Below are 26,458 nucleotides of genomic sequence, written 5' to 3'. Positions count from 1 at the left end.
ATGTCAATAATTCAATGGTATCCAGGCCATATTGCCAAAGCAGAAAAACAATTACAAGAACAATTAAAATTAGTTGATGTAGTCTTAGAAGTCATTGACGCAAGGATCCCCCTTGCCTCCCAACACCCCCAGATCCCAAAATGGATCGGCGATAAACCTAAAATTTTAGTCTTAAATAGGGAAGATATGATCCCCGATCAACTCTGTCAACAATGGCGCGAATGGTTTAAACATCACGGCCAAACCGCCTATTTTACTAATGCTAAAATGGGTAAAGGTGTGGGCATTCTCAGTCAAGCGGTACAAAAGGCCGGAGAACAAATGAACCAACGCCGGAAAAATAGGGGAATGTTACCCCGCCCCGTGAGGGCAGTAGTTATCGGTTTACCCAATGTAGGAAAATCAGCTTTAATTAATCGTTTAGTGAGGAAAAATGTAGTTAAAAGCGAGAGGAAAGCGGGGGTAACTCGTCAACTGCGGTGGGTGAGAATATCTGAAACCATTGAAATGTTAGACGCTCCGGGAGTCATTCCTTGGAAATTAGAAAATCAGGATCATGCGGTAAAATTGGCTATTTGTCAGGATATTGGCGAGGCTTCCTATGATAATCAAATTGTCACAGCTAAATTTGTGGATCTGTTAGTAGAATTAGATTTAGGGGAAGTTTTGCAAAAAAGATATGTCTTAGATCCCTTGAGAATGACCGGAGAAGACTATGTTTATCAATTAGGTCAAACTAAATATAAAGGTGATGTAGAAAGGGCATCGTGTCAAATTTTAAACGATTTCCGCAAAGGTTTAATGGGGGCTGTACCCCTAGAATTACCTGAGATTTAACCATTAAAAATTATCAATTGATAATTTTATTGTCTTTTTGAGGAGAAATATTATAAAATGGTTAGGCTATAGTTAAAAAATTAGGCTAAAACCTAATTATAAAGAATTTTGATTGATTATAGCCGAATGAATATTATTTTAGCTCAAAAATTATATAGGAGAAAAAATTATGTCACGCCGATGTCAATTGACCGGAAAAAAAGCTAATAACGGTTTTGCGGTTTCTCACTCTCACCGCCGTACTAAAAAGTTACAACAAGTTAACTTACAATGGAAAAGAGTTTGGTGGGCTGAAGGGAAGCGTTGGGTAAAACTACGTTTATCCACTAAAGCGATCAAAACTTTACAAACTAAAGGTTTACAAGCAATGGCGGCTGAAGCTGGTATTAATTTGAATAAATGTTAATTTTTTAAATTATCATATTTTTAATTTATTTAGCATTGAACTCAAGTTCAATGCTGATCATTTTCTGAAAATTCTGAAAATGTTTAATAAAACCTAAAGTTTATCCAGATAGCACTTTACGGACATAGTAAACCTATGCCCGTAAAGTGTTATGCCCGTAAAATTTATGCCTGTAATTAATAAATCTTAATTAAAAATAAAAAACGGAGAGAGAGGGATTCGAACCCTCGTTAAAGTTTCCCCTAAACAGCATTTCCAGTGCTGCGCCTTCAACCGCTCGGCCATCTCTCCACTAGAGATAATATTTAATTGCTTAACCAGCATAGCTTAAGTATGGGTTAATTGTCAAGTATTTTATCTAATTTTCTTCAAAAAAAGTTATAAATGTTTTCCGTAGGGGTGAACGGCCGTTGTTCACTCCTACCCATGCTAACTTGATTTGAGCTTAAGATTTGAGACGGTGGGCAGTTCTTAAAATTTGTCCGGCTAAAATGGCCGCCCCAAAGCCGTTATCAATGTTAACCACTCCGATCCCTGTGGCACAGGAGTTTAACATGGTTAATAAGGGGGCAATACCTCCTAAACTCGCACCGTAACCAATGCTGGTGGGTACGGCGATCACGGGGCAGTCAACCATTCCCGCTACCACACTGGGCAAAGCCCCCTCCATTCCTGCTACCACGATTAAAACGTCACTGTGATTGAGTAAATCTCGATGGGATAATAAGCGATGAATACCCGCTACTCCCACATCCCAGAGTCTGTTTACCCTAAAACCACACAGTTCGGCGGTGACGGCCGCTTCTTCTGCCACTGGTAAATCGGCTGTTCCGGCGGTTAAAATGGAAATTAATCCTTCATATTTAGGGGGAATTTCTGAGGAATTGAGGGTACATATACGGGCAACTGGATAATATTTTAGGTCTCTAATTTGGGCTTTTAATTGTTGATAAATTTCGGGTGCTATGCGGGTAGCTATGACAAGGGGCGAATGTTTTTTAATGGTATAAATAATTTTAATAAGTTGATCAACTGTTTTATCTTGACCCCAGATAAATTCAGGAAAACCTGTTCTTAATTGACGATGATGGTCAATTTTGGCAAAATCGCTCACTGGTTCAAAGGATAAATATTTGAGTTTTTCAAGGGCTTGATCTGTTGAAATGTGGCCGTTAGCTACGGCTTTTAATAATTCTTCTAAATCGGTGGTCATGGCTAATCAATAATTAATAATTAATAATTTTTGGTTATTCTTTTAAACTAAAAAAGTTTTTGATTTTGCTCAATAATTCTTCAATGTCTTTGAAGGTAAGTTTTAACAGAGAAATCATCCCGATTGTAATTAATAAAAATCCAATAATAATATTGCGATCATAAAGATATAATCCTACAATTGCAATAAAATAAGGTGAGATAATTGAACTGATTTTTTCCATAACATTGACAATTTCAGGATTCTTTTCTGTTAAGGGTGAAGGGATTTTTAATTGTGTATTTTCTGAAACTGTATCATGGTCAATTTTAAGATTTTGATTTTGTTCATTGCTGATTTGATCATCATTAGATTTACGACTAAACATTATGTAATTCCTCCTAAAACGAATTTTTGATTAGCTTGTCTATTTGACAATTAATATTTTACTATAGTTTATCATTTGAAAGTTAATTAAGTTGCTTTTAAACTTTAAAAATTTTTCACTCTTTTTAATCCTCTACTTTTAACTAAAAGTAATTGTCAATTATCCAAGGTTAATTGTCAATTGTTAAAATATTGAGTTTTGTAATAAAAAAGATGACAAAGAAAACAATCCTAGTAACATAAGAATATAGCAGAAGGTTAAACCCTTACTTTTGCTAAATTATAACTATCAAAAAAATTAAGGTGAATAATTCCAAATCATCAGAGGTTATCACACAAACTTCTTTAACATTTGATACAGACTTAAATCAATTAGATCAAGTCTTGTCTTGGTTTGAATTGTGTAATCATTCTTTTATCTCTCGAAAAGATTGGTTACATTGTCAATTGTGCTTGGCTGAAGGTTTTACCAATGCTGTGCGTCATGCCCATAAAAACATAGATACTGCCCTTAAAATTGAAATTAAAATTACTCTTTTTTCTGATCGTCTCGAAATGAGAATTTGGGATTATGGAGAGCCTTTTGATTTAAAAAAGAAAATTAAAAATTTAGTTAAAATGCACGATAATAATTCAGACGGGAAAAGAGGTTTACTGATTCTTGAGCAAATAACAGATTATCTCGATTATACAAGAACTGAGCCTAATAGAAATTGTTTACTGATGATTAAAGAATATCATCCTATTTCTGCTTAATTTCATTTTGATGACATAATTTGAGTCAGCAACGGCAAAAGTCCGTTGCTATTTGCTTTTAACTATAATTTTTGTTAAGATTCTTGTCTTTTAGAATGAGAACGGTTATCATTATTGATATAATCTCAATTAATTAAGTTGTGATTATTTGTATTGATCATTCTTTCTATCAATCATGAGTTATTCCTTCAAAAAGATCATATTGAGCGTTTTTAGCTGTGGGTTTTGCTTAATAGGATGTACTCAAACGTCTCTCAAACCTCAATCTGTTTTGGATCAAACTAGCTTGTCTACTGCCTCCCAAAATCAGGGCAAAACCCTTGATCTGATGGTTAGTATTGCCCCTCAGAAATATTTTGCCCAAAAAATTGGCGCAGATCGCATTCAAGTTAATGTGATGGTTGATCCTACCATTGAGCCGGAAATTTATGAGCCGAAAACTCAACAGTTAACGGCTTTAACTGAAACCGAGGCTTATGTGAGCATAGGACTTCCCTTTGAGGATAAATGGTTAGATAAATTTAAAAATGTTAATCCTAAAATGAGCATTATTAACTCAGATCACAAAATTAATTTTTTAGAAATGAGTGAACATGATCATGGTCATGATCACGGAGAAACAAAGGAAAATGGAGCTTATTTAGATCCTCATATTTGGCTGTCTCCGTCTTTAGTCAAAACTCAGGCTCAGAATATTTATGAAGGATTAAAACAAATTGATCCAGACAATGAGCAATTTTATCGTCAAAATTTAGATAAATTTCTGTTAGAAATTAATCAATTAGATCAACAAATTAGAGCAAATTTAGCAGGGGTTAAAAATCGAAAATTTATTGTTTTTCATCCGGCTTGGACTTATTTTGCACATGAGTATAATTTAGAGCAAATACCAGTAGAAGTGGATGGGCAAGAGCCTAGTGCGGCGGAGTTAGCTAAACTTATTACTACTGCGAAAAATGAGCAAATTAAAGTTATTTTTGTTCAACCTGAATTTAAAACTAAAAATGCAGAAACTATTGCTCAAGAAATTAATGGGAAAGTGATAATGATCAATCCTAATGATCCTAATTGGGCTGAAAATTTATTAAATGTATCAGAAATTTTTAAAGAGAATTTATAAATTTCAATTATTAATTATCAATTATCTATTATCAATTATTAATGATGATTAAATTAGAAAATATTTGGGCGGGTTATGATCAAAATTTGATTTTACAAGATGTTAACTTAACAGTAAATGAACTGGATTTTCTTGGTATTATTGGGCCTAATGGGGGAGGAAAAACCACTCTTTTAAAAGTATTATTAGGCTTAATTAAACCAGTTCAAGGTAACATTAATATCATGGGTTATAGCCCAGAAAAAGGACGTAAATATATTGGTTATGTACCACAAATTTTTGAATTTGATCGTAATTTTCCTTTAAAAGTAGAAGATGTGGTAAAAATGGGTTGTTTGAGTCGAAAACGCCTATTTCAAAGATATAATCATAAAGATCAAGAAAAGGTGATAAAATCTTTAGAACAAGTTGGACTTTTCAAGTTACGTCAAACCTCAATTAGTGAACTTTCAGGCGGTCAAAGACAAAGGGTATATATTGCTCGTGCCTTGGCTTGTGAGCCTCAAATTTTATTATTAGATGAGCCTACGGCCAGTGTAGATCCTCAGTCACAAAAAGAGATTTATGAATTATTAAAAACCTTAAATCAAAGTATTACAATTATCATGATTTCCCATGATATGGGGGCGGTTTCAACTTATGTTAAAACAGTGGCTTGTTTAAACCGCCGTTTATATTATCATCAAGATAAATTAATCACTTCTGAAATGTTAGAAAAAACCTATCAATGCCCTATTGATCTGGTGACTCATGGTTTTCCTCATCGAGTTTTTAGGGAGCATTAAACTTTTAGCTTAATTGTTTTTTCTAAAATCAAAAATTATACAAAAATTAATTATTGTGATCTGTTTTAGCCCTCACCCCATTTCAGGGTAAGGGCGTTTTTTAAAATTAAGTTTTCAAAACTTAAGTATCATAAATTCTCGCTTCTAAAGCCTCAGGATTTTCCTCACAATATTCTTCAAAAAAAGTTTTGTCAGGTTTCTGAGCTTTTTGGTGAGCTAATTCTGCTTGTAATTCTTCTACAATATCCCAAGCTGAAGCACATTCACGGGAAGAAGCTCCTTTTTCTTGACAAATTTTCCGAGCATGATCTCTTGCTTTTGCTATTTCTTGTTCTAAAATTACAGATTTAGGGGCTTCAACAAAATTACTTTTGCGTAAAATATCACTAATAGAAATAATCCCTAAAAGTGAATCTTTAATAACAGGAGCGCGGCGAATGCCAGTATTAGCAAATAAACGTGCAACGTACTCTACGCTTAGATCAGGGTTAACGACAATGCAAGGTTTAGTCATAATTTCATAAACTCTTACTGTTTTTGGATCCTTACCAAAAGCGGTTACTTTATAAACAATATCCGTTTCGGTAACAATACCATAAGCATCCTCACCATGACGGAGATCGACAATTAAAGCGCGTAAATTTTTCTCTTTTAAGAGTTTTACCGCCTCTGCCACTGTCGCCGAGCCACGAATGCTGACGACATCTTTAGTCATTATTTGTTCAGCTTTCATAATTTTTTTTATTTTTAATAGTTTTTGTTAATTGAAATCTAATTTTTATTATATCTTAAAGTGGCTCAACTGTTATTTTTAATGACTGGTGTATCTAATTTTTGTAATTAAGTATAAATGCTTAAAGTAAACAAATAATTTTGTAAAAATATTTTTATTTGACTTGACTTAATCATCAATTTGTAGAGGTAAAAAAGTTAGATCTTCTCGTTTTAATGAGCTATTAATGACCAATGACAAAATCAAAAATTAAATTATTAAGTTTAAAAGTTTTTTAATTAAAAATTTCATTTCCAGTAAAAATAATTGTCAAATGTTCACCGTCAATTGTCAATTGTTTAAAGTAATTTTTTCATCTGTTCAATTTTATTTTCATAGGGAGGATAACGCCAATTAAACTCAAATAAAAACGATCTTTTTAAGATACTTTTTTGATGGGAAAATAGATCAAAACTTGTCTTACCATGATAAGCACCTATTCCACTATTTCCAACCCCACCAAAAGGTAATTCTGGAACTCCTACTTGGAAAATTGTATCATTAATACAAACCCCTCCCGAAGAAGTAGAATTTAAGATTTTTTCTTGAAAAGATTGATCATTTGAAAATATATAAAGAGCTAAAGGTTTCGGACGCTGATTGATAAATTTAATTGCTTCTTCTAATTGATTATATTCAAGAATCGGTAAAATTGAGCCGAATATTTCTTCTTGCATAATTGGAGAATTAGGATCAACTTGATCTAATAAAGTGGGGGCAAGATAGTTAGTTTCATGATTAATTTGTCCGCCAAAAATAATATTTTCTTGTGATAATAAATTACTTAATCTTTTCAATTGTTGTTGATTAATAATTCTAGCATAATCGGGACTTTGTTCAGGATTTTCACCATAAAAATTAACGATACATTTTTTTATTTCCGTGATTAATTCCTGTTTAATTTGACGATCAACTAATAAATAATCTGGGGCGATACAAGTTTGACCGGAATTAATAAATTTACCCCATGTAATCCGCTTGGCCGCCTCTTTTAAGTTAATATTTGTATCCACAATACAGGGACTTTTACCCCCTAATTCTAAAGTAACAGGAGTTAAATTTTTAGCGGCCATTTCCATCACAATTTGGCCAATCTTTGTGCCACCTGTAAAGAAGATATGATCAAATTTTTCTGTTAATAAAGCTTGACTGGTTTCCACTCCCCCTTCAATTACTTTAAGATAATTTGGCTCAAAATTTTCGTTAATTATCTTGTTAAGAATGTGGGAGGTATGGGGGGAATTTTCCGATGGTTTAATGATACTGCAATTACCAGCCGCTATCGCTCCAATTAGGGGACAAATTGCTAAAGAAAAAGGATAATTCCAAGGTGAAATAATTAAAATCTGCCCTAAAGGTTCGGGTTTAATATAAGCTGAAGCCGGAAAAACTATGAAAGGAGTTTTAACTTTTTTTGGTTTAATCCACGCTTTTAAATGTTTTAAAGCATAATCAATATCTTGAGTTACTGTTACTTCAAAAAAACCCTCTATTTCTGGTTTATTTAAGTCAGCTTTTAAGGCTTGTAAAATTTCTTTTTGATGTTCAACAATTAGCTGTTTTAACTTTTTTAATTGGTCAATTCTAAAGTTAAGCTCTTTTGTTTTCCCCGTAGCAAAAAATTCTCTTTGTTGAGAAATAATTTCAGCAATTGAAGATTTAGTTTCAGTTAACATAATTTATCAATTTGGATTAATAGTTAACAATCTATTTTAGCAATAAAATTTATTTGATTAAAGTACAGTTTTCCTCACCCGTTTATTTTGCCGTAGAGTTTTTAAAATTAGGGGTAAAAATGTTAACCTTAACCCCTTAAAACCCTCTCCCAAAGGTAAAGAGGCATGATTAATTTTTAGCAACGGAGAAGGTGAGATTCGAACTCACGGAAGCTTTCACTTCACCCGATTTCAAGTCGGGCGCGATCGACCACTCTGCCACTTCTCCAAATTTGATTTAGTTTTGATGGTATCATAGAAAAAACAGAATGTAAAGATAAATGTTTTCATCTTTTGCAACCTTAACTTAAATAAATGAGTGAAATTTCTCAATCTTTTCTACTACCCTCTATTGATAGTGCTATTGCCTTAGCCGGATCAGGGGAAGAAAATCTTAATTTTTTAGCTCGTCATACCGGAGTAAAACTGATTTTAAGGGGCCAAGAACTCTTAATTATTGGGTTAAATAAACCTGTAGAGCGTTGTGCTAAAGTGATTCAATTCTTAAAACCCTATTGGTCACAGGGGAAAGCCCTCTCTTTACCTGATTTTCACACGGCTTTTCAGGCCTTAGACTCAGGTAGAATGGAAGATTATCAAGATTTACAAAAAGACGTTTTAGCTACCACCAGACGGGGTGAAACCATTAGGGCTAAAACCTTCCGCCAACGTCAATATATTAATATGATTCGCAATCATGATATTACTTTTGGAATCGGGCCGGCAGGTACGGGAAAAACCTATTTAGCGGCGGTTTTAGCGGTTCAAGCCCTATTGAATGACCAGTGCGATCGCCTGATTTTAACCCGTCCGGCCGTGGAAGCAGGGGAAAGATTGGGCTTTTTACCCGGTGATCTACAGGAAAAAGTTAATCCTTTTTTACGTCCCCTTTATGACGCTTTATATGAGTTTATTGAGCCTACTAAATTACCCGATTTAATGACGAAAGGAAAAATTGAAGTCGCCCCCCTAGCCTATATGCGGGGAAGGACTTTAAGCAACGCCTTTATCATCGTGGATGAAGCCCAAAATACAACCCCCTCCCAATTAAAAATGGTCTTAACCCGTCTTGGGTTTGGCTCTCGCATGGTGGTAACGGGAGACATCACCCAAACCGATTTACCCCCCCATCAAGATTCTGGTTTAATTGTAGCCAGTAAAATTTTAAAATCAGTGGAGGGAATCGGATTTTGTTATCTCACCCAAAAAGACGTGGTTAGACATCCTTTAGTACAAAGAATTGTAGCGGCCTACGAAAACCAGTCAACAATTGACAATTAATGATTGACAATTAATTTTTTAGGTGTCAATTGTTAATATAAATTAAAATTATTTTTGAAGTAAAAAAATGATTGATCAAGAAAATTTAGCAGATCAAAATGCGATTCTCTCAGGTATTTTAGATGTAACTCAAGATGCCATTATTTGCATTAATTCGGAGCAAAAAATTATCCTTTTTAATCAAAGTGCAGTGGAAATTTTTGGTTATAAAGCTGAAGCTATTTTAGGTCAATCACTTGATCTTTTAATTCCCAAAAGATTTATTAAATCTTATCAAAAATATGTCAATAATTTTGCTGAAAATCAAACACTTTCAGTAGGAAAACAAGATCAGGAAATTTATGCAAAACGTGCCGATGACAGGGAATTTATGGCAGAAGCTACCATTTCTAAAGTTAGGATTAAAAATGAAACAATTTTAACTATTATTTTAAGAGATATTACTGCTAGAAAAAAAATAGAACTTGAACTACAGGAAAAAGAAGAAATTTTAAAAAACATTTATGAAAATGTAGAGGAAGTTATTATCTTTTTAGAAGTGTTAAAACAGGATGATTTTCGTTTTAAATATATTAATCCTGCTTTTAATCTTCATAATGTTATTTCCAGTGAACAAGTTTTAGGTAAAAAAGTCACGGAAATTTTATCACCTGAAATGATCAATCTTTGGCTACCACGTTATCAAAAATGTGTTAAAAGTCAACAAACTATTCAATTTGAACAATATTATAATGAAAATGGAATTATTACTTGGTGGTCAACTTCAATTAGTCCTATTAAAAATAATCAAAATGAAATTAAAGAATTAATTGTAATTGCTAAAAATATCACAGATAGTAAAAATGCACAAATTAATTTAAAAGAAAGTGAAGAAACATTATATCAAATTAGTGATAAGATTAATGAAGTTTTTTGGATTAGAGATTTAGCTACAAATGCGATTATTTATGTTAGTCCAGCCTATAGTAAAATTTGGGGATTTAGTTGTGAAAGTTTATATCAAAATCCCAATCAATGGATCGAAGCAGTTCATCCTGAAGATTGAAAAAATGTGGAAGATAAATTTTATAATCATCACGATGATTATGTGAATATTGAATATAGAATTATTCGATCAGATGGTTCAATTCGTTGGCTTAATGTTCGGTGTTTTCCTATTAAAAATAAAGAAAAAAATATCTATCGCACGGGGGGTTTTGCTGAAGATATAACCAGCAGAAAAGAAATAGAAAAAGCTTTAATTGAAAGTGAAAAAAGATACCGTTATATTTATCATAATACTCCAGTCATGTTACATTCAATTGATCAAACTGGAAAAATTATTAATGTCAGTGATTATTGGTTAAAAAAATTAGGTTATGAACGTCATGAAGTAATTGGTAGAAAATCAACCTATTTTTTAACGGCAAAATCTCGTCAATATGCTCAAGAAATGGTACTTCCTCAATTTATTAAAACAGGGGTTGTTTCAGATATTAATTATCAATTGGTTTGTAAAAATGGTCAAACTATTGATGTTTTATTATCCGCTTTTGGGGAAAAAGATGATAAGGGAAAAGTGATGAGAACTTTAGCAGTTTTAACTGATGTAACCCAATGGAATCAAGATCAAAAACAATTAAAATCTTTAACTCAAAGATTACAATTTTTAATTAATTGTTCTCCAGCTATTATTTATACTCTTGATCCCAATTATTATTATCATTTAACATTTGTCAGCCCCAATATTAAAGATATTTTTGGTTATGAAGCACAGGAATTTTTAGAAAATAAAAACTTTTGGTTAAATAATATTCATCCTGAAGATAAAGATTATGTTTTAAGTAATTATGAACAGTTATTTATTTATAATAATTTAAGTCAAGAATATCGAATTTTGTTACCTGATGGTAATTATTGTTGGATTCATGATGAAGTTAATTTAATTAGAGATTTTGAAGATCAGCCAGTGGAAATTATTGGTTATTGGGCGAATATTAATCAGAATAAAGAAGCGGAAAAAGCCCTCAATCATCAATTACAAAAAACGATACTTTTACAAAAAATTACTGATGAAATTCGCTCCAGTTTAGATCTTGAACAAATTGTGCAAATTACCGCTAATCAAATTGGTAAAATTTTTAAAGTTAGTCGTTGTTTAATTCATAGTTATCAAGAACAACCCGATCCCAATATTCGGGTAATTGCGGAATATATTAACGGTAATTTTAAATCAATGTTATCCCTAGAATTACCGATTAAAAATAATCTTTGGGAACAACAAATATTAAAACAAGATCAGGCTTTAGCTTGTGCTAATATTGACGAAGAAATGTTATTAAAAAACTCTATTAGTTTGTATGAAAATTATCAAATTAAATCAACTTTAGCCGTCAGAACTTCCTATCAAAATAAACCAAATGGCTTAATTTGTTTGCAACAATGTGACGTTTATCGTTATTGGAGTCAAGAAGAAATTGAATTAATAGAATCCGTGTCTGCCCAAGTGGGAATAGCCATCGCCCAAGCCAAATTTTTGAAACAAGAAAAACAACAAAGAAGGGAGTTAACAATTAAAAATTTTGAGTTAGAAAAAGCAACTCAAGAAGCAAAAGCGGCCAATTCAGCTAAAAGTGAATTTTTAGCAAATATGAGTCATGAAATTAGAACTCCCATGAATGCAATTTTGGGTTTTACTGATTTATTAAAAGACTTAATTACTGAAGATCAAGCCTTAAATTATTTAGCTTCAATTGTGGCCAGTGGGAGAACTTTATTAGCGTTAATTAATGATATTTTAGACCTCTCAAAAATTGAATCAGGAAAATTAAATATTAATTATGAACCTGTAGATTTAAGAATTTTAATAACAGAAATTAAACAAATTTTTTCCCAAAAAGCTAAACAAAAAAATTTAACTATTTTGACAGAATATCAACCCAATTTTCCCCAAAAAATTGAAATTGATGAAGTAAGAATTAGACAAATGTTATTTAATGTAGTGGGTAATGCCATCAAATTTACAGAGCAAGGTCATGTTAAAATTTCTGTTAATTATGAAGTTAATTTAGATCAAATTACCTTAAAAATGATCTTAACAATAGAAGATACGGGAATAGGAATTGCACCTGAAGAACAAACAATAATTTTTGATGCTTTTATGCAAAGTGAAAGTAAAACTACCCGCAAATATGGGGGAACTGGCTTAGGTTTAGCCATTACAAAAAGATTAGTTGAAATGTTAAAAGGAGAAGTTCAACTTAAGAGCGAATTGGGGAAAGGTAGTTGTTTTAAATTCATTTTTCCCTGCGTAAAAATTTTAGATCAAAAAGTAAATAAATTGTTGCTACAAGAGGATAAAAACTTAAATCAATTTGCACCAATTAAAATTTTAGTAGTTGATGATGTTAGATCGAATTTGGCTTTAATTCAGGGTTATTTTAGAAATACCCAACATCAAATTTTATTAGCAAAAGATGGCTTTGAAGCTTTAAAAATAACGAAAGAAAAACAGCCAGATTTAATTTTATTAGACTTAGTTATGCCTAATCTTAGTGGTGGGGAAGTTGCCACAATTTTAAAAAATGATCCCTCTACCAAAAATATTCCAATTATTATTTTAACCGCCTCAGCCTTTCACCAAGAAGAAGAATTATTAAAAGATATTTGTCAAGGATATTTACATAAACCAATGAAAATTTCTGAAGTAGTGGAAAAATTAAAACAAATTTTCCCAATTCTTGATCAAAATCATGCAATTTTAACCCATAATTCTCATTCTAATTTTGAATTATTTAACACCATTGATTTACCTTTATTAAGAGAATTATTAATTGAATTAAGCCAAATTAAACAATCAATTTGGCTTGAAATTAAAGAGACAATGTTTATTGAAGAAATCCAAGAATTTTGTCAAATTTTAATAGATTTAGGGACAAAATATCACTATCATTTTGTATTAGAATATGCCAAATCTTTAAAAATTGCCTTAGATGAATGTGATTTAATTCATTTAGAAAACACCGTTAATAATTATCCAGAAATTATTACCAATCTTGAAAAATATTTAAGTTTAGATAGATGAATTAACTAAAAATTACTTGTAATTTAACCATATAATCACTATCTTAATATGCCAGATTTACTTCTACAATTATCTACTGTAATTAAGATTTGATTTTTCTTGACAATTGATAATAAAAAGATAATAATAGTTTAACAATTGACAATTAACCTTTACTTAAAAGTAGAGGATTAAAAATAAGGAAAAATGTTTTATTTTTGCCCAATCAAGGGCAGGTTGGCGGGTGAGCAAAGTCAAACCATAAAGCTAATTAACCAATTTTCAATTGTCAACTGATCAAGTAATCAATAATTAAATTTCCATGAGTAAATTATTAATTATTCTTCTCAACTCAATCTAATCATCACCCTCACAATAATTAATATTCTCTAATTTTCTTAATTAAAAATATCTTATTAGTTAATTAAAATTATGATGCAAATGCCAACTTATAACCCCAAAAACTTTATTATTTTAGTAGTGGATGATGTGACTGAGAATCTGCAAGTTTTAATTAATATTCTCAAAAAAGATCAATATAAAATTAATTTTGCTAATAGTGGAAAACAGGCAATTACTAGGGTTAAAAGTGTCAAACCCGATCTAATTTTGCTTGATTTAATGATGCCAGATATGGATGGTTTTGACGTATGTGAATATTTAAAATCAGATGAAAAGTATCAAGATATTCCGATTATTTTTCTCACGGCTAGTCACGAAGAAAAACATATTTTAAAAGCCTTTGAAATGGGGGCGGTAGACTATGTAACTAAACCTTTTAAATCACAGGAATTATTAGCCAGAGTTAAGACTCATTTAGAATTAAAACACGCTCAAGATAAACTCCAAAATTCACAAAATTATTTAAAGAAAGCCCTAACAGAATTAGTTATTGCGAGGGATAAAGCATTAGAAGCAGAAACTGTTAAAAGTCAAATGTTAGCTAATACTAGCCATGAAATTCGTACTTTAATGAATGGAGTATTAGGCATGACAGAATTATTATTAAATACCTATTTGAATGATGAACAAACTGATTTTGTCATGACTTTAAAAAATAGTGGAGAAAGTCTGCTTAATTTAATTAATGATATTTTAGATTTTTCTAAACTTGAATCTGGTGCATTTAAACTGAAAAAAGCCCCTTTAAATTTACGAAAAATGAGCCAAGAAATTTATGATCTATTTGAGCTTTGCACCAATCCAAAAAATGTCAAATTTTTATTAGAAATTAGCCCAGAAATTTCTCACAATTTAATGTTGATTGGTGATGAATTTCGCCTACGTCAAATTTTTAGTAATTTAATTAGTAATGCGATTAAATTTACCCAACGGGGAGAAATTATTTTTAAAATTGAAACTGTGGTATTAGAAACAGAAACTGACGCAAATTTAAGCGAGAGAAATTTGAATTTAAAATTTACAATTAAAGATACAGGTATAGGTATTTCACCGGAAAATCAAACCCAATTATTTAAGTCTTTTTGTCAAATTTCCCATCAGATGGGACAACATTATGAAGGGACAGGTTTAGGATTAGCAATTTGTCAACAATTAGTACAATTAATGGGAGGAAAAATTGGGGTAGAAAGTGAAGAAGGAAAAGGCTCAACTTTTTGGTTTACTTTAAATTTAGAAATTTCAGATCAAATAATTACTTGTTCTGATGATATTGGACTTTGGACAAAAAGAAATTGGTAGAGGTTAAAATAGAAGATAAAAAAATAGACAAAGTAAAACTAACCTAAAATAATTTTAGGGGAAAAAAGATTAATTAACAGTCGTTTCTAATTGGACTTTGGACAAAAAGAAATTGGTAGAGGTTAAAATAGAAGATAAAAAAATAGACAAAGTAAAACTAACCTAAAATAATTTTAGGGGAAAAAAGATTAATTAACAGTCGTTTCTAACAGCAATTTAGCTATTTTGTTGACATTTTTGATTCTTTTTATAACCTGATAACGTGGTCTTTTCACTTGTATTTCACCTTTTTTCCGTCCAGAAGAATAACCACGGGGTTTGGGAAAATTAGAATTGATCTCAATGGTGCTAATAATTCTATAAAAGTCTCTCTGAACAGCACTGGGGTAATCTTACTCTCACGAAAATTAGGCAAATATTTCTCCCAAGGGCGGGGTAAGCAAACAGCTAAATTCCTTGCATTCCACAATTGAATATAAGCAATTAAAATTAGGTTCATCCAGTTTTCTTCATAACTTGTATGAGAGGTTAAATAGTCGTTCATTAATAATCTTTGTTTGCCAAATCGAAAAAAGTGTTCCAAGTCAAAACGTTGACGATAAGATTGATAAATTTCAAGCAAAGTTAATTCGTTACGGCGTTTACCAATGGCAATTAACCACATTGGTTTCCAAATAGAATTACCTTCTTGATCAGTAACAGTAATTTCCAATAATGTAAAGGGATAATCATGCAATTTATGTTCCTTTGTTCCCTTCATTAACATATTATTCCAACCCTTAATTTTGACATTTAATAATTTACCACGTTTCGTAGTAAAATTAGTTTGAATTAAATCATCAGGGGGATGCCAAGAAGTTGAATCTTTTAAATCAAATTTATCACCATACCAACGTGGATGTCCACTTTTTAACTCAGAAGAATCTTTGACAAAAGGACGAAAAAAAACACGATTACTTTTAACTCTGGTGACAACAAGTCGATCTTGATTAAGAACTTGTTTGCCAATAAAATCTTTTTGACTATAAAGACAATCTACGACAATAACTGATAGAATTATCTTAAATAATAATGAATCTGTCAAAACTTTATTAATCTGTTTATGAGCAACAGAAACATCTTTTTCATCGCTTTTTACTCGTTGAACTGATAAAGGAATTGTCCAAGAAGCATCACAATTAGATATTTTTTCAGGTAAGTAAAAAGCCAAGAATAAGCATGACCAATATTGATGGGTTTATTGCCTTTAATACTGTTAGGTTGATGAATAAACGTTTTATCAGATACAGTAGGAGAAAACTGGCGTGAATTAGGGGTTACATCAATGCCAAATAGATGAAACTTTCGCTGATTATTTTGAGGAATACTCTCTAAAATAATCTTAGATATTTCGGCTTTATTTGTGATTTGTGATTTCTTTTTTCCCGCTTTATTAAAATCAGCAATTGCTCGATAAATACTTTGGTATTTATGTTTAAATAGAGGATTTAAACTTAATTCCACGACTGTTTTAGCATCTTGATTACTACTAAGAGCATCGAGTAAATTCATCAAGGCATCTTTTCTTAAACCAAGACTTTGATATAATCGTTGACGACCTTGAATAAATTGTTCAACTTCTTGGTAATTTTTATTTTTGATTTTCATATTATTTTGAATAATAAACTATCTATTTATTCTAATCTATAGAACAAACTTGTTGAGAAAGAAAGTTTATTATTTGACATTATGCTATTAGACAATATTCAATTTCTCTTAATATAAATATCTTATTTTAATTTTTTCGGTCTGATGTGAGCTTCATTAAATCTAATTTTTTGTCCAAAGTCCAAATGATAATTTAACTAAAGAAATAACCAATCAAGATCATCAATATTCTAAATTTTCCCCTTTAAAAATCTTAGTAGCAGAAGATACTCCTGTTAATAAAAAAGTCATTATGAATCAATTAAAAAATTTAGGATATGAAGCTTTTTTAGTTGAAAATGGCCAAGAAGTGATCGATCAATTAGGAAAAGAAAATTATGATTTAATCTTAATGGATTGTCAAATGCCTGTCTTAAATGGTTATCAATCTACCCAACAAATTCGTCAACAAGAAAAGCAAGAAAATCAAAATCAACATATTATTATAATAGGTTTAACTGCTTCAGCTATGGAAGTAAATAAACAAAAATGTTTTGAGGCCGGCATGGATGATTATATTACAAAACCAGCGTCAACTAATGATTTAGAAATTGTGTTAAAAAAATGGTCAAAAATTATTAATAATTCAGGGGAAATTAAAGATCAAGAATTGAATTTAGAATCCTATTCCCTTAACAGAATTAAAAATATTAAATATCCGGTAGACATGGAAAGACTTTATAAATTTACCGGAGGTGATTTGGATTTTCAACATGAATTATTAACTTGTTTTGTGAGTGATACAAAAGTTAATCTTGAAGAAGCAAGAAAAGCGATTGATAATCAAGATGTGATGGAATTATTATTTAAAGTTCATAAAATTAAAGGTGCTTCTGGTCATGCGGGAGTTAATGTAATGATGGAAATTACTCGTAGTATTGAAAAACAGGCAGTTGGTAATAATTTAGACTTAATTCCACCTAAATTAAATAAAATAGAACAACTATTAAATGAAGTGGAAACTTTTGTTTCTAGTTATTTTGAGTTTAATTAACTTTTAAATGTTATATTTTAAATATATCTGTTAATTCAAAATAGACAAACTAATATTATGACTTTAGATTACGATCCCCCCCAATTACTAAAACATCGAATGTCCTATCAAGGGCGAAAATTTGGTTTTGATGTCAACTTTTTGCGCTTGCCGAATGGTGCGCAAGGGGAATGGGAATGTATTAGACATCCGGGGGGTGCTTTAGTCATACCAGTTACGGCGGACGGGCGCTTAATTTTACTTAAACAATATCGTTTTGCAGTACAGGGTAGATTAATTGAGTTTCCCGCAGGAACGGTGGAACATGGGGAAGACCCCCTTGAAACGGTCAAACGGGAGATCCAAGAGGAAACGGGCTATCGGGCGCATGACTGGCGATCGCTGGGGAAATTTCCCCTTGCCCCAGGGTATTCCGATGAATATATTTATGTCTTTGTGGCTTACGACTTAGAACAATTACCGGATCCCCCTTCTCAAGATGAAGATGAGGATATAGAAGTTTTATTTATGAGTCCAGATGAACTAGAAGAAGATATTAGAAATGGGCTTTCGGTAGATGCTAAAACGATCGCTAGTTTCTTTTTGGCTAAACCGTTTTTATAGCCTTAACTCTGAAGGGTTAAGGCTATACAAGCAAAGTCTGTCTGCACAGACTAATCTTAAGACTGCGTAGGCAGTCTTCGTCTTTATAGCAGAAGGCTTTAGCCTGTGTGTACCCATCAAGACAACGCCTTAACCCTGAAGGGTTAAGGCTACAAAAGCAAAGTCTGTCTGCACAGACTAATGTTAAGACGGCGAAGGCAGTCTTCGTCTTTATAGCATCAGGCTTTAGCCTGTGTGTACCCATCAAGACAACGCCTTAACCCTGAAGGTTTAAGGCTATAAAAGCAAAGTCTGTCTGCACAGACTAATGTTAAGACGGCGAAGGCAGTCTTCGTCTTTATAGCAGAAGGCTTTAGCCTGTGTGTACCCATCAAGACAACGCCTTAACCCTGAAGGGTTAAGGCTATAAAAGCAAAGTCTGTCTGCACAGACTAATGTTAAGACGGCGAAGGCAGTCTTCGTCTTTATAGCAGAAGGCTTTAGCCTGTGTGTACCCATCAAGACAACACCTTAACCCTGAAGGGTTAGGGCTACAAAAACAAAGTCTGTCTGCACAGACTAATGTTAAGACTGCGTAGGCAGTCTTTGTCTTTGTAGCAGAAGGCTTTAGCCTGTCTGTATATGTATATGTTTGATTTTATTTAATTAATCTGTGTCAATTATGTGTATAATAACCCTATGTAACAGTAAATCAATTAAAACAAATGCCGAGAAATTTTACCCAATTATATGCCCATTGTATTTGGGCAACATGGGATAGGTTGCCCTTGATCACACCTGATCTAAAAAAAATTGTTTATGCAGGAATTATTAGACAATGTGAACAATTAAATTGTAAAGTTTTAGCCATTGGTGGTATAGCCGATCATATTCATTTATTAGTCAATTTTCCCCCAACATTAAGCCTATCTAAATTAATCGGAGAAGTCAAAGGAAGTTCATCTCATTTGATCACCCATGAAATTAAACCAAATGAATTTTTTAAATGGCAAGGCGGTTATGGTGTATTTACCGTTAGCCAAGAAGATTTAGAAACAATAGCTCATTATATCAAAAATCAGGAAATTCATCATCTACAAAAACAATTAATTCCTGATTTTGAAATTGATGAAATTACTAATAATTAATTGCCTGTTGACGGATTAATTTTTGTACCTCCACAATGGTGCGATTTAATTCAAAATTACGCAATTTTTTATTCTCTAAAAACGATTTTTGTTCCTGTTCAATCATTTCCACATCTTGAATAATTAAACCTTCTAATAATTTTTTCGCACTATTAAATAAACTATTCTTCACAAAAAGACGAAATTTAACAGGTAATTTATGTAATCTCCAAAAAGCATTTAATGAAGTAAAATGCACTAAATAAGCTTTAGTTTGAGTTTCATTAATGGGACAAAAAAGACAATAAATTTTAAAATCATTACCTAAACTAGAAGCCCAATGGGGATAAATATAACTAACATCTAAAGGTTCGGGATGTAACTTTCTAAAAGCAGGGAAAAATAACTGGGAAATTGACCAAATTTTATCTATTTTATAATAACTTTGTGCTGTATAATGCGCATCAACTCGATCTTGATTTGCCGAAATATTTTGTAATTTTGCACTCGCCCACGCCTGATAATTGTCATGTAAATGTCCATGATACATATCCATAATATTTTCAATTAAATAGGAAAAATGAGCTTGACAATTAAGTTCAGCAAAAGAGGCTATATAATTCAAATGATCCCATTCAGGTAAACCCATTGGTTTAATTAAAGTATGATCTTCATCCCCTAAAAATAACCAAATAAAACCATCTAATTCTTGTACCGGATAGGAGCGAATTTTACAACTAGGAAGTTTTTGTTTTTCATCTAAATAGGGAACAAAAGCGCATTTTCCTTCCCCATTAAATTGCCAACCATGATAGGCACATTCTAAATTATTTTCTACTATTTTACCTGAACTTAATTTGACTTGACGATGGGGACATCTATCCTCTAAAGCGTAAATTTTACCCCCTTGATCTCGATAAATAACTATTTCTTGTTTCCATAAAGTAACAGCTACAGGTTGATGTTTAATTTCTCCACTGGTGGCTACTACATACCAATGATTAGGATTAATTCCACAATTACGAATATTCAAATTATTATGATTAAGATTACTTTGGGAAATGGTTGATAAGTTCATAGGATTATTTAATATTAGAATATAATTAGATTAATCAAATAAAATATAACATATAAATATAGATCAAAATTTATAATTTGACTTGAGTGCGATCGCAAGTTTTTGGCAATGTCAAAAAACCCTCACCCAATTTTAATAAATTTAAGATGTACTAAATAAAATTTGACCTTGACGCAGGGCAATTAATTTTAATTTTAAAGGCCCGATCGTATAAGTTGTATTAATAGCAACTGCTTGAATTTGATCGGGTATTTCCTCCATTTTTAATAATTGTTCCACAAAATCACTTAAAGTAGTAATACTCCCTTCTTCTACTTGAATTTCCCCCAAAATTCCCGCACTACGGGCGCGAAATTGAGTTGTAGCTAAAAGTAGATCTAATTGTTGTTGTAAAATAGTTTGAGTTAAATTATTCTTATCTAAAGAAACCGATGCAATCATTTGATTTTGAAGAAAAATTCTTTGATTTAAAGTAATATCAGCAAAAACTCTCACTTGAGTTTCACCTTTTAAATAATTACCTCCACTAATAATTCTGACTACAAAATCTTTTCCCGTTTGTAATTGAGTAATTAATTGAGCTACTTCTGCTTGGGTAATTTGAACAATTTGTTGATTTTGATCTGTGTTGGCTGTGGCTTCTAAAGCATTAACATTAGCTTGACGTAATAATTGATCTACGGCATTTTGAGCCATATTAGGGTCTTCAATTCTCACCCCACCAACTGCCAAAATTTGACCCCTTAATAAGCCCAAATTACCTTGACGTAAAACTTGATAATTTTCATAATATTGCCCTAAAATTTGTACTTGTTTTTCTAAAAAATTTAATTGTTCTTCAAGTTTTTCTCTTTGATTTTCTTTATCTTGTAAAGCCTGATCTTTACTAGAAATTTCCTGATCTAAATTAAAAATTAAATCATCTTGATGATTAATTTCTATTTCTAAATCAGCTTGTTGTTGTTTTAAAGAATTTAAAATAGAATCCTGATTTTTAATGGTAGAATTTTGTTGAGCTAATTGAACATCTCTTTGATTAACTAACATTTCTAATTTTTTACTTTGATTTTCTAAAATCTTCCTTTCTTTAATTAAATGAGTTTTTTCTTGATTTAATAATTGCAATTCATCATATAATTTACTGGTTTGTTTTGTCACATCTTTTAACTGCTTTTTCGCCATTTCAAATTTTTGATTAGCATTACTTAAACTGCTTTGAACTTGTTGAGCCTCAATTTTAACTCGATCTAATTCCTGTTGAATTTGTTGTTTTTCCAGATTTAATTTTTCTAAGTCTTTGCGCCCTTGTTTAAGAATATCATCTAACTTAAAAACACCATCACGCAAAGAACTACTTAAACCAAATAATAACCCTAAAGTAGAGGCCGCAATTAAAATGCCCGTCATGACTGTAATTACAACAGCCGTTTGACGGGGACGAAGATTAAAAATTGTTAATCTAGCTTTGCCGACTTTTGAACCAAGGCGATCGCCCAAAGTGGCGATAATTCCACCTAAAACTAAAACTGCCGCCACTAGGATATAAGCACTGGTCATTCAACTTTTACAATTGACAATTAAAAAATAATTAACTAATAACTGTTGATCTTTAGATCTGATCATTTATTCTTCCGCATATCTTTCCACACTGCCAAGGAAAACAGGCTCAACTCGGATCGCCACCACAGTGGAAGGGCGTAATACCATATATTCCCCTTGGAGATTTTTGATCGGTACATTGATAAAATCATTGGAATCAGATTTTGGCACTAATTCAGCACTGTACCACTTCTGAAAGTCTTTGATATTAGCAAATCTGACTTCTTCTTTGTGACCTCCAGACAGAAGAAGAAATACTGCATATTCATCCGGTGTTCTTGGCATACAAAATTATCCTTATAGACTAACTTCATCATCTTAAACTAAGATTAGACTTTAATTGATAACTTTTTTTTAAAAATTAATTTAATTTTTTTGATTTATGTCCAATCAAACTCTAGGCTTCAATGATCAACTTCATCAATATTTGCTTTCGATTTCAGTTCATGAAGCTGAAATTTTAACCCAACTACGTCAAGAAACGGCTCAACTTCCCATGTCTCAAATGCAGATCGCCCCAGAACAAGGTCAGTTTATGAGTTTTCTAATTAAATTAATCGGAGTTAAAAAGGCTTTAGAGATCGGAGTTTTCACCGGATATAGTTCCCTGATTACGGCCATGGCCTTACCTGAAGATGGGAAACTGATTGCCTGTGATCTTGATGAAAAATATACCGCTATTGCCCGTCAATATTGGCAAAAAGCCGGAGTGGATCACAAAATTACTTTACATCTTGCACCTGCTTTAGAAACATTAGATCAATTATTAGCACAAGGTGAGGCTGAAACTTTTGATTTTATTTTTATTGATGCGGATAAAAGAAATTATCCTAATTATTATGAAAAATCTTTAAAATTACTCAAAAAAGGCGGTTTAATAGCAGTTGATAATGTTTTATGGTCGGGCAAAGTTGCCGATCGAGAAATTCAAGATAAGCAAACTCAAGCTATTAGAGATTTTAACAATCAAATTTATCAAGATGATCGAGTTATAATTACTTTAATTCCTATTGCCGATGGTTTAACTTTAGCGATTAAAAAATAATTAAAGATCAAGCAAAATTTAACTTAAAAATTTGACAATTGATAGCGGCCAATTTTCAATTCTTTACCCTTAAGTAAAGAATTGAAAATTAAGTTTTAAAAAACATTATTAGGTAAACGAGATAACAGAGAAAATACACCAAATCCTAATAATAATACTCCACTAATTGGATTAATCCAAACTGACCAACGCCTTAATTCTAACATACTCTTAATAGTAGCGGTAAATGTACCTGCAATAATTAAAGGACAGACATAACCAGCAGTATAAGCTAATAATAACCCCCCCCCTAAAATTAAATCTTGAGTGCTAATAATCCATGCTAATAAACTAGCTAAAACAGGTGTGCTACAAGGGGAAGCAATTAAGCCAAAAGTTAACCCTATTAAATAGGATCTAATTGCGGGAGGAAAATCATTTTTGATCCAATCTGTATTACCTAAAGAGGGAAAATTTAAGGGGATTAATTCTAACAAATTTAATCCCATAATAATCGCAATTAAACTAACAATAATGGGCAAACCTAAACCAATTTGACCGTAAACTTTACCCACGGAAGCCGCTAAAATTCCTAAGGCGGCCAAGGTAGTGGCTAACCCTAAAGCAAACCAACTAGATTGAATTAAAGCTGTTAATTTTCCCTTAGCTTCATAGCCCCCAATATAACCAATTGTAATGGGTAACATTGATAACATACAAGGAGTTAAACTGGTTAATAATCCAGTTAAAAATATCAACAAAATACTTAAAAAACTTAAATGATTTAATTGATTTAAAACTAAATTATTTGACCATTGAGCTAAATTATATAATTGATAATTTAATTGTTCTAACATTTTTCTTAATGATTAATTCTTGTTTACTATCTTATTATATTGATTCAACAATTGACAATGATTTATTGATCTTCAGTCTTAATATTAATTACCTTAATGATTTTACTACTTTTATTAATCAAAAATCATTGCTATAATTGAAAATGTAAAGAATTGTAAACTTTTCTCAAAATAAATAAATGACTGAAAATACTACTGCTCAAACTATTGAAACTGCTAAGACTGAGACACCTCAGCCCAATGTTGATCCTAAAATCGAAGATCCCAAATTTGGATTTAATGATTATGCCGAGCGTTTAAATGGGAGAGCGGCCATGATCGGTTTAATAATTGCGATCGCTATTGAAGCTTTAACAGGTCATGGCGTTTTGTCATGGCTAGGTTTAATTTAATAGACATAGGATTAAAATACAAGAATTTGTAGGGGTGGACAGCCGTTCACCCCTACAAATATTTTTATCACACTATGATCAAAATGGGATAGGATTTGCTTATTACCATCAAATCGGGAAATTGTAAAACTAACTTTTTTGCCACTGGTCAAATTCTCTGTTTATAAGCTAAAGTATAAGAATCAAGATTTTGTCTAATCATTAAACCCATCTTGAACTGATTTTCAAGACAAAGATCAAGTGTTTAGTAACCTAACTTTTTGATAATTAAATAACACTTTTTTGTTCAATTTATTGGACATCTTCTTTAAGTTTCTCAAGTTAATTTGAGAACAAATTTTTTTACTTAATCTGAAAATTTTACTTAATTAACGAGGTTTTCAACCATGAATAATAAAGCTTTACAACGACCAAACTATATCAAAAAATTAGCTCTATTTGTAGATGCGTCTAATCTACTTTATGCGGCCAAAAGAATAAATTTAACTATAGATTATTTAAAATTAAAAAACTATTTAAGCCGTAATCATAGAGTAATCTATGCAGGTTTTTATATGGGAGTTGATTACAGTCAAACTCATCAAAGAAGTTTTATTTCTTTCTTAAAAAATATCGGTTATCAAGTCACAGCAAAACAACTATTAAAACGCTTTGATGGCACAAAAAAAGCAGATTTAGATGTAGAAATTGCCTTAGATATGTATAGATTAGCCCCCGAATATGATACGGCAATTTTAGTTAGTGGAGATCAGGATTTTGTCTATCCAGTTGATCTAATTCAACAACAAGGAAAACAAGTTAATATAGTTGGTTTAGATGGTACAACTAATGATGAATTAAAAGGAATTTGTCATAATTTTTATAATTTAGCGGCCATCGCTTCTGATATTGCCCAAGATTATTGTGAAAATGTCGCTTAATCTCAATATTAAATAATAAGTAATAAATAATAAGTAATAAGTGATATAGTCAAGATTAAATAGAAAAGAAAATAGATCAATTAAATTTTTAAATTTTTAATTATGGAAAAAACCCAAAATTTAATTCAAGAAAAAATGAAGGCAAAAGGCTTGAGAATTACCCCTCAACGCTATGCTGTTTATGCTAACTTATTATCCCGTTGTGATCATCCCACCGTAGAACAAATTTTAGAGCAAATAAATCAAGATTTACCGATCGCCTCTAAAGCCAGTGTTTACACAGCTTTAAGCGTGTTAAGACAAGTAGGCTTAGTCAGAGAAATTTTATTAGATGAAGGGAAAACTCGTTATGACGGCCGCACCGATGCCCATCATCATTTTGTTTGTCTGAATTGTGGCTCAATTTTAGATGTTGAATGGGACTATTTTCAGGATTTTCCATTACCAAAATTACCCCAAGGACTCACAAGCACAAGTTATGAAATTACAGTAAAAGGCTGTTGTAATAACTGTCAAAATTAAAATAACTCATAATTAAAGGGGTTTTTACTCCTATCTAAACAAAGTCTGCCTACGCAGACTTCTTTATTATAGCATTAAGCTTTAGGTTTAAAAATATCTTGAAATACATCAATATTACCCGTTAAATTTTTCTTTTTATTGGTAATTTAAAATAAAATTTGACCATGATCAAATACACAGAATTTGCACAAATGATCAATCAATTAAGTAATTAATCTACACAACTTTTACATATTTAAGCTGTAGTCTAAAAATATCAATAATCTTCAAACTTTGTTATTTATTATTTGTTTTTAAGACTGTAATTTCATCAAAAAAATATAACATAATTAACAAAAAAAATTAATACTTTTTTAAATATTTAGATTGACACAGCCGGAGATTATTTATCAATTGATAATTGACAATTGATAAACTTTAGGTTGGGAGGAGATGGAATATAATGAATACCATAAATATAACTGAAATAACCACTGGCCTTAATTGGCAAAAACTATTAATTACATTATTAATCTGGTTTGGCCTCGAACTTTTTTTAAATTGTTTAGGCATAGATGATTTAATAGATTGTACAGAATTTCTTTTTACTAAGGAACATATTGTTTTTTGCGGTTGAACTTAAGCTGAAATTGCTATTAGTAAAAATAATTAATTTTTCATAACCCTTGACTAATGGTTATAAT

At 31.4% G+C, this 26,458-nt stretch carries 25 protein-coding genes, 2 tRNA genes and 1 pseudogene; 17 read left to right on the top strand and 11 right to left on the bottom strand.

Going from position 1 to position 26,458, the window contains the following annotated elements; genetic code table 11:
- Positions 1 to 837: a ribosome biogenesis GTPase YlqF gene (gene ylqF, locus Anndu_RS03020; protein WP_464102947.1), complete on the top strand. Its 837-nt coding sequence runs from the start codon at positions 1 to 3 to the stop codon at positions 835 to 837.
- A 169-nt stretch (positions 838 to 1,006) separates the two neighbouring features.
- Complete coding sequence (gene rpmB, locus Anndu_RS03015; RefSeq protein WP_464102946.1) at positions 1,007 to 1,243, top strand: 50S ribosomal protein L28; 237 nt, start codon at positions 1,007 to 1,009, stop codon at positions 1,241 to 1,243.
- A 204-nt stretch (positions 1,244 to 1,447) separates the two neighbouring features.
- Here rpmB and Anndu_RS03010 read toward each other — a convergent pair.
- From Anndu_RS03010 to Anndu_RS03000, 3 genes are all read right to left on the bottom strand, one after another.
- Positions 1,448 to 1,534, bottom strand: a tRNA-Ser gene (locus tag Anndu_RS03010).
- 154 nt (positions 1,535 to 1,688) lie between these two features.
- On the bottom strand, positions 1,689 to 2,456 hold the full coding sequence (gene larB, locus Anndu_RS03005) for a nickel pincer cofactor biosynthesis protein LarB (protein WP_464102945.1): 768 nt from the start codon (positions 2,454 to 2,456) through the stop codon (positions 1,689 to 1,691).
- 34 nt (positions 2,457 to 2,490) lie between these two features.
- Complete coding sequence (locus tag Anndu_RS03000) at positions 2,491 to 2,823, bottom strand: hypothetical protein (protein WP_464102944.1); 333 nt, start codon at positions 2,821 to 2,823, stop codon at positions 2,491 to 2,493.
- 302 nt (positions 2,824 to 3,125) lie between these two features.
- Between Anndu_RS03000 and Anndu_RS02995 the strand changes: the two genes are divergently transcribed.
- From Anndu_RS02995 to Anndu_RS02985, 3 genes are all read left to right on the top strand, one after another.
- The gene (locus Anndu_RS02995) at positions 3,126 to 3,578 is read left to right on the top strand and encodes an ATP-binding protein (protein WP_464102943.1); all 453 of its coding nucleotides are present in this window, start codon (positions 3,126 to 3,128) and stop codon (positions 3,576 to 3,578) included.
- Positions 3,579 to 3,864: 286 nt separating this feature from the next.
- On the top strand, positions 3,865 to 4,698 hold the full coding sequence (locus tag Anndu_RS02990; RefSeq protein WP_464102942.1) for a metal ABC transporter solute-binding protein, Zn/Mn family: 834 nt from the start codon (positions 3,865 to 3,867) through the stop codon (positions 4,696 to 4,698).
- Positions 4,699 to 4,739: 41 nt separating this feature from the next.
- Complete coding sequence (locus tag Anndu_RS02985; protein ID WP_464102941.1) at positions 4,740 to 5,483, top strand: metal ABC transporter ATP-binding protein; 744 nt, start codon at positions 4,740 to 4,742, stop codon at positions 5,481 to 5,483.
- A gap of 121 nt (positions 5,484 to 5,604) precedes the next feature.
- On the opposite strand, the gene Anndu_RS02980 is transcribed toward Anndu_RS02985, so the two are convergent.
- The 3 genes from Anndu_RS02980 to Anndu_RS02970 form a co-directional block, all read right to left on the bottom strand.
- Positions 5,605 to 6,216 carry a CP12 domain-containing protein gene (locus tag Anndu_RS02980; protein ID WP_464102940.1) on the bottom strand — a complete coding sequence of 204 codons (612 nt, stop codon included), beginning with the start codon at positions 6,214 to 6,216 and terminating at the stop codon, positions 5,605 to 5,607.
- A 338-nt stretch (positions 6,217 to 6,554) separates the two neighbouring features.
- A complete protein-coding gene (locus Anndu_RS02975) occupies positions 6,555 to 7,931 on the bottom strand; it encodes an aldehyde dehydrogenase (RefSeq protein WP_464102939.1) in 1,377 nt (458 codons plus the stop codon).
- A gap of 183 nt (positions 7,932 to 8,114) precedes the next feature.
- A tRNA-Ser gene (locus Anndu_RS02970) sits at positions 8,115 to 8,199 on the bottom strand.
- Positions 8,200 to 8,285: 86 nt separating this feature from the next.
- Between Anndu_RS02970 and Anndu_RS02965 the strand changes: the two genes are divergently transcribed.
- The 4 genes from Anndu_RS02965 (at position 8,286) to Anndu_RS02950 (ending at position 14,994) form a co-directional block, all read left to right on the top strand.
- Positions 8,286 to 9,251 (top strand): PhoH family protein, encoded by a 966-nt coding sequence (locus tag Anndu_RS02965; RefSeq protein ID WP_464102938.1) that lies wholly within the window; start codon positions 8,286 to 8,288, stop codon positions 9,249 to 9,251.
- A gap of 67 nt (positions 9,252 to 9,318) precedes the next feature.
- Positions 9,319 to 10,296, top strand: coding sequence for a PAS domain-containing protein (locus Anndu_RS02960; RefSeq protein ID WP_464102937.1), 978 nt, complete (start codon positions 9,319 to 9,321; stop codon positions 10,294 to 10,296).
- A 6-nt stretch (positions 10,297 to 10,302) separates the two neighbouring features.
- Positions 10,303 to 13,314 carry a PAS domain-containing protein gene (locus tag Anndu_RS02955; protein WP_464102936.1) on the top strand — a complete coding sequence of 1,004 codons (3,012 nt, stop codon included), beginning with the start codon at positions 10,303 to 10,305 and terminating at the stop codon, positions 13,312 to 13,314.
- Positions 13,315 to 13,725: 411 nt separating this feature from the next.
- Complete coding sequence (locus tag Anndu_RS02950; RefSeq protein WP_464102935.1) at positions 13,726 to 14,994, top strand: response regulator; 1,269 nt, start codon at positions 13,726 to 13,728, stop codon at positions 14,992 to 14,994.
- Positions 14,995 to 15,182: 188 nt separating this feature from the next.
- Here the strand turns inward: Anndu_RS02950 and Anndu_RS02945 are convergent.
- Positions 15,183 to 16,641 (bottom strand): annotated as a pseudogene (locus Anndu_RS02945) (NF041680 family putative transposase).
- Positions 16,642 to 16,933: 292 nt separating this feature from the next.
- Here Anndu_RS02945 and Anndu_RS02940 point away from each other — a divergent pair.
- The 3 genes from Anndu_RS02940 (at position 16,934) to tnpA (ending at position 19,404) form a co-directional block, all read left to right on the top strand.
- Positions 16,934 to 17,674 (top strand): response regulator, encoded by a 741-nt coding sequence (locus Anndu_RS02940; RefSeq protein ID WP_464102934.1) that lies wholly within the window; start codon positions 16,934 to 16,936, stop codon positions 17,672 to 17,674.
- 57 nt (positions 17,675 to 17,731) lie between these two features.
- The gene (locus Anndu_RS02935) at positions 17,732 to 18,277 is read left to right on the top strand and encodes an NUDIX hydrolase (RefSeq protein ID WP_464102933.1); all 546 of its coding nucleotides are present in this window, start codon (positions 17,732 to 17,734) and stop codon (positions 18,275 to 18,277) included.
- A gap of 704 nt (positions 18,278 to 18,981) precedes the next feature.
- Positions 18,982 to 19,404 carry an IS200/IS605 family transposase gene (gene tnpA, locus Anndu_RS02930; RefSeq protein ID WP_464102932.1) on the top strand — a complete coding sequence of 141 codons (423 nt, stop codon included), beginning with the start codon at positions 18,982 to 18,984 and terminating at the stop codon, positions 19,402 to 19,404.
- Here tnpA and Anndu_RS02925 read toward each other — a convergent pair.
- The 3 genes from Anndu_RS02925 to Anndu_RS02915 all read right to left on the bottom strand — a co-directional run bounded on the left by Anndu_RS02925 (position 19,394) and on the right by Anndu_RS02915 (position 22,345).
- Positions 19,394 to 20,461, bottom strand: a complete 1,068-nt coding sequence (locus Anndu_RS02925; protein ID WP_464102931.1) for an aromatic ring-hydroxylating dioxygenase subunit alpha — start codon at positions 20,459 to 20,461, stop codon at positions 19,394 to 19,396. The genes tnpA and Anndu_RS02925 overlap by 11 nt on opposite strands.
- 141 nt (positions 20,462 to 20,602) lie before the next feature.
- Positions 20,603 to 22,018, bottom strand: coding sequence for a DUF3084 domain-containing protein (locus Anndu_RS02920; protein WP_464102930.1), 1,416 nt, complete (start codon positions 22,016 to 22,018; stop codon positions 20,603 to 20,605).
- Positions 22,019 to 22,084: 66 nt separating this feature from the next.
- Positions 22,085 to 22,345 carry a hypothetical protein gene (locus Anndu_RS02915; protein WP_464102929.1) on the bottom strand — a complete coding sequence of 87 codons (261 nt, stop codon included), beginning with the start codon at positions 22,343 to 22,345 and terminating at the stop codon, positions 22,085 to 22,087.
- Between the two features lie 97 nt (positions 22,346 to 22,442).
- Between Anndu_RS02915 and Anndu_RS02910 the strand changes: the two genes are divergently transcribed.
- A complete protein-coding gene (locus Anndu_RS02910) occupies positions 22,443 to 23,105 on the top strand; it encodes a class I SAM-dependent methyltransferase (RefSeq protein WP_464102928.1) in 663 nt (220 codons plus the stop codon).
- 95 nt (positions 23,106 to 23,200) lie between these two features.
- Here Anndu_RS02910 and Anndu_RS02905 read toward each other — a convergent pair whose 3' ends face one another.
- Positions 23,201 to 23,941 carry a cytochrome c biogenesis protein CcdA gene (locus Anndu_RS02905; protein ID WP_464102927.1) on the bottom strand — a complete coding sequence of 247 codons (741 nt, stop codon included), beginning with the start codon at positions 23,939 to 23,941 and terminating at the stop codon, positions 23,201 to 23,203.
- 179 nt (positions 23,942 to 24,120) lie between these two features.
- Here Anndu_RS02905 and Anndu_RS02900 point away from each other — a divergent pair, with 179 nt between their 5' ends.
- The 4 genes from Anndu_RS02900 to Anndu_RS02885 all read left to right on the top strand — a co-directional run bounded on the left by Anndu_RS02900 (position 24,121) and on the right by Anndu_RS02885 (position 26,391).
- Positions 24,121 to 24,333: a hypothetical protein gene (locus tag Anndu_RS02900; protein ID WP_464102926.1), complete on the top strand. Its 213-nt coding sequence runs from the start codon at positions 24,121 to 24,123 to the stop codon at positions 24,331 to 24,333.
- Between the two features lie 386 nt (positions 24,334 to 24,719).
- A complete protein-coding gene (locus Anndu_RS02895) occupies positions 24,720 to 25,253 on the top strand; it encodes a LabA-like NYN domain-containing protein (protein ID WP_464102925.1) in 534 nt (177 codons plus the stop codon).
- A gap of 102 nt (positions 25,254 to 25,355) precedes the next feature.
- Positions 25,356 to 25,775, top strand: coding sequence for a Fur family transcriptional regulator (locus Anndu_RS02890; protein ID WP_464102924.1), 420 nt, complete (start codon positions 25,356 to 25,358; stop codon positions 25,773 to 25,775).
- 442 nt (positions 25,776 to 26,217) lie between these two features.
- A complete protein-coding gene (locus tag Anndu_RS02885; RefSeq protein WP_464102923.1) occupies positions 26,218 to 26,391 on the top strand; it encodes a hypothetical protein in 174 nt (57 codons plus the stop codon).
- The last annotated feature ends 67 nt before the right edge of the window (positions 26,392 to 26,458 follow it).

The organism is Annamia dubia NIES-4383 (assembly GCF_055394725.1).
This window is presented reverse-complemented; position numbering and strand designations above follow the sequence as displayed.

What these genes read in the sequence shown, in the direction of transcription:
- ylqF (WP_464102947.1), top strand. Translation starts at nt 1, where the DNA reads ATGTCAATAATTCAATGGTATCCAGGCCATATTGCCAAAGCAGAAAAA.
- rpmB (WP_464102946.1), top strand. Translation starts at nt 1,007, where the DNA reads ATGTCACGCCGATGTCAATTGACCGGAAAAAAAGCTAATAACGGTTTT.
- larB (WP_464102945.1), bottom strand. Translation starts at nt 2,456, where the DNA reads ATGACCACCGATTTAGAAGAATTATTAAAAGCCGTAGCTAACGGCCAC.
- Anndu_RS03000 (WP_464102944.1), bottom strand. Translation starts at nt 2,823, where the DNA reads ATGTTTAGTCGTAAATCTAATGATGATCAAATCAGCAATGAACAAAAT.
- Anndu_RS02985 (WP_464102941.1), top strand. Translation starts at nt 4,740, where the DNA reads ATGATGATTAAATTAGAAAATATTTGGGCGGGTTATGATCAAAATTTG.
- Anndu_RS02980 (WP_464102940.1), bottom strand. Translation starts at nt 6,216, where the DNA reads ATGAAAGCTGAACAAATAATGACTAAAGATGTCGTCAGCATTCGTGGC.
- Anndu_RS02975 (WP_464102939.1), bottom strand. Translation starts at nt 7,931, where the DNA reads ATGTTAACTGAAACTAAATCTTCAATTGCTGAAATTATTTCTCAACAA.
- Anndu_RS02965 (WP_464102938.1), top strand. Translation starts at nt 8,286, where the DNA reads ATGAGTGAAATTTCTCAATCTTTTCTACTACCCTCTATTGATAGTGCT.
- Anndu_RS02960 (WP_464102937.1), top strand. Translation starts at nt 9,319, where the DNA reads ATGATTGATCAAGAAAATTTAGCAGATCAAAATGCGATTCTCTCAGGT.
- Anndu_RS02950 (WP_464102935.1), top strand. Translation starts at nt 13,726, where the DNA reads ATGATGCAAATGCCAACTTATAACCCCAAAAACTTTATTATTTTAGTA.
- Anndu_RS02940 (WP_464102934.1), top strand. Translation starts at nt 16,934, where the DNA reads ATGAATCAATTAAAAAATTTAGGATATGAAGCTTTTTTAGTTGAAAAT.
- Anndu_RS02935 (WP_464102933.1), top strand. Translation starts at nt 17,732, where the DNA reads ATGACTTTAGATTACGATCCCCCCCAATTACTAAAACATCGAATGTCC.
- tnpA (WP_464102932.1), top strand. Translation starts at nt 18,982, where the DNA reads ATGCCGAGAAATTTTACCCAATTATATGCCCATTGTATTTGGGCAACA.
- Anndu_RS02925 (WP_464102931.1), bottom strand. Translation starts at nt 20,461, where the DNA reads ATGAACTTATCAACCATTTCCCAAAGTAATCTTAATCATAATAATTTG.
- Anndu_RS02920 (WP_464102930.1), bottom strand. Translation starts at nt 22,018, where the DNA reads ATGACCAGTGCTTATATCCTAGTGGCGGCAGTTTTAGTTTTAGGTGGA.
- Anndu_RS02915 (WP_464102929.1), bottom strand. Translation starts at nt 22,345, where the DNA reads ATGCCAAGAACACCGGATGAATATGCAGTATTTCTTCTTCTGTCTGGA.
- Anndu_RS02910 (WP_464102928.1), top strand. Translation starts at nt 22,443, where the DNA reads ATGTCCAATCAAACTCTAGGCTTCAATGATCAACTTCATCAATATTTG.
- Anndu_RS02905 (WP_464102927.1), bottom strand. Translation starts at nt 23,941, where the DNA reads ATGTTAGAACAATTAAATTATCAATTATATAATTTAGCTCAATGGTCA.
- Anndu_RS02900 (WP_464102926.1), top strand. Translation starts at nt 24,121, where the DNA reads ATGACTGAAAATACTACTGCTCAAACTATTGAAACTGCTAAGACTGAG.
- Anndu_RS02895 (WP_464102925.1), top strand. Translation starts at nt 24,720, where the DNA reads ATGAATAATAAAGCTTTACAACGACCAAACTATATCAAAAAATTAGCT.
- Anndu_RS02890 (WP_464102924.1), top strand. Translation starts at nt 25,356, where the DNA reads ATGGAAAAAACCCAAAATTTAATTCAAGAAAAAATGAAGGCAAAAGGC.
- Anndu_RS02885 (WP_464102923.1), top strand. Translation starts at nt 26,218, where the DNA reads ATGAATACCATAAATATAACTGAAATAACCACTGGCCTTAATTGGCAA.